Annotated in this window: 3 protein-coding genes; 1 reads left to right on the top strand and 2 read right to left on the bottom strand. The window is 69.5% G+C overall.

Translation table 11 applies throughout. From position 1 onward, the window contains the following. A partial coding sequence (locus ACOJSF_RS14235; RefSeq protein WP_420142859.1) for a hypothetical protein occupies positions 1–662 on the top strand: 662 nt, incomplete at its 5' end. Positions 663–693: 31 nt separating this feature from the next. On the opposite strand, the gene ACOJSF_RS14230 is transcribed toward ACOJSF_RS14235, so the two are convergent. After that, entirely contained in the window at positions 694–1854 is a 1161-nt protein-coding gene (locus ACOJSF_RS14230; RefSeq protein WP_420142858.1) for an L-lactate dehydrogenase, read from the bottom strand. A 10-nt stretch (positions 1855–1864) separates the two neighbouring features. Further along, a partial coding sequence (locus tag ACOJSF_RS14225; protein WP_420142857.1) for an enoyl-CoA hydratase-related protein occupies positions 1865–2295 on the bottom strand: 431 nt, incomplete at its 5' end.

The following is a 2295-nucleotide window of genomic DNA, read 5'->3' as shown; positions in this document are numbered from 1 at the left end:
CCGAGGCGGACCTCGCCACGACCGCCTTCGCCGAGGGCACCAAGGGCGAGCAGGTCGCCGACATCACCGAGGCGGTGCAGGCCGTGATCAGCGCCAAGGACGGCGAGATCTGGGGCTACACCGACGTGTACCTCGAGGGCGAGCGTGCCCAGGTGCGGTCGCAGGAGACGAACCTCGGCAACCTCTCCGCCGACGCGAACCTGCACGCCCTCGCGCAGGCGCGAATAAGCGAAGCCCGCACCTGGGGAGACAACGGCAAGCAGATGGCCTCGCGGATCGAGGCCGGTCTGTCGGGCGGCCGGCGCTTGAGCCTGCGCATGGGCCGTCGTCGTGAGGCAGGTCGTGCCAAGTGCAAACATGGTCGCCGACAGACGTGCGAGGCGCGTCATGGACCGGACTTTCTGGATAACCCCTCCCGCGAAAGACGTGGGATCTCCCGGCTGGCCGGTCTTGGCCCGGCTGGATGCATCGCGTTCGACCACGGAGAAGGACCGGCCGAGGAGGCTGTGCTGCGCGACAAAATTGAGGTTGGCCATGTCATTCCATGCGGTCAGCGCGTCAAGGCCGCGCGCGATGGCGTCACCTTCGCTGCGATGGCAGCGGATGTCCACCGACATCCGCCCGCAGACCGGTTCCACGGCGCCTGGCCTTCGGCTGGGTAGGGCTCGCTTTTGCCATGGCCGTAACGGGCCATCATCTGGCCTGTAAAGACTGATCTACGATCACGTCGGGCGTGACGGCGCGCGTGTCGTGCTGCCCGCTCAGCGCCATCGCCACCGCCAGTTCGTGGCGTAGCAGGTCCAGCATGCGCGCCACGCCAGCACCACCCTGCGCCGCCAGCGCGAAGGCCCAGCCCCGACCGAGCAGCACCCCGCTCGCCCCCAGCGCCAGCGCGCGGAGGATGTCGACACCCGAGCGGATCCCGCCGTCCATCAGCACCTCCGCCCGACCCGCGACCGCATCGACCACGGCGGGCAGCGCCGCGATCGACGACAGGGCCCCGTCGAGCTGGCGGCCGCCATGGTTGGAGACGATGATCCCTTCCGCCCCCGCATCCACCGCGTCACGCGCATCGGCGGGGTCGAGGATGCCTTTCAGCACCAGCCGCCCGCGCCAATGCTGGCGCAGCCAGTCGAGGTCGGCCCAGGTGATCGACGGATCGAAATTGCGCGCGACCCACGCCGTGAACTGCGCGAGGCCCGCGCCGTCGGGCATGCGCGCGGCGAAATTGCCAAGCGTGTGCGGGCGACCCTTCACGCCCACGTCCCACGCCCAGGCGGGATGGCGCGCAATCTCGATCGCACGCTGAACGCGGGCAGCCAGTCCCTGCTGCCCGGTCAGGCTGGTGCGCACGTCGCGGCGGCGCGGGCTGTGCATGATCAGGTCGACGGTCAGGATCAGCGTGTCGACCCCCAGCGCGGCGGTGCGCGCCAGCAGGTCCTCCATGAACCCGCGATCCTTGATCATGTAGAGCTGGAGCATGAGCGGCCCGGGCGCGCCCTTCGCCACCTCCTCGATCGAACAGCAGGCGGAGGATGAGAGGATGAACGGCACGCCCACCGCCTGTGCCGCGCGCGCCGCTTGCACCTCGCCCCGGCGCGCATAGAGGCCGGCCAGGCCGATCGGCGCCAGCGCCACCGGAAACGTGACATCCTGCCCCATCAGCGTGGTGGCGAGGCTGACGCCCGATACGTCGCGCATCACCCGCTGGCGGATCTTCAGCCGCTGGAGGTCCGCCTCGTTGGCGCGCAGCGTTTCCTCGGCATAGGAGCCGCCGTCGATATAATCGAACAGGAAGCGCGGCAGTCGGCGGTGCGCCAGCGTGCGGAAATCGTCGATCGAAGCCGGCGTCATTCAGCGATCCTCAACGCCCCTGCCAGCGGGGCTTCTCCTTCGCGAGGAAGCTGCGCACGCCTTCCGCGAAGTCCGCGCTTCCATAGATGGTGGCGATCAGATCCGAAATGTCGGGCTGCCCGGCCACGCTCACGCGGCGGATCGCCTCCTTGCTGACCGCCATCGTCAGCGGTGCGTGGGTCAGCAGCCGCTCGACCAATGCGTCGACCGCTGCGTCGATCTCGGCGGGGTCGGCCAGCACGTTGATCAGGCCGAGCGCCTTCATCTCCTCCGCCGCGACGATTTCCGCGCCGAGCAGCATCCGTTTGGCGATCGCGATGCCCGCATGCTGGACGAGCCGCGCATAGCCGCGCGCCGACAGGCAATTGCCGATCGTGCGCGCGAGCGGGGAGCCGAAGCGCGCGCCCGTCGCCGCGATCCGGAAATCGCTGGCGAAGGCCA

It is taken from the genome of Sphingomonas sp. (assembly GCF_048594985.1).
GTDB lineage: Bacteria > Pseudomonadota > Alphaproteobacteria > Sphingomonadales > Sphingomonadaceae > Sphingomonas_I.
Note: the sequence above shows the minus strand (reverse complement) of the source record. Positions and strands in the feature narration are given on the sequence as shown.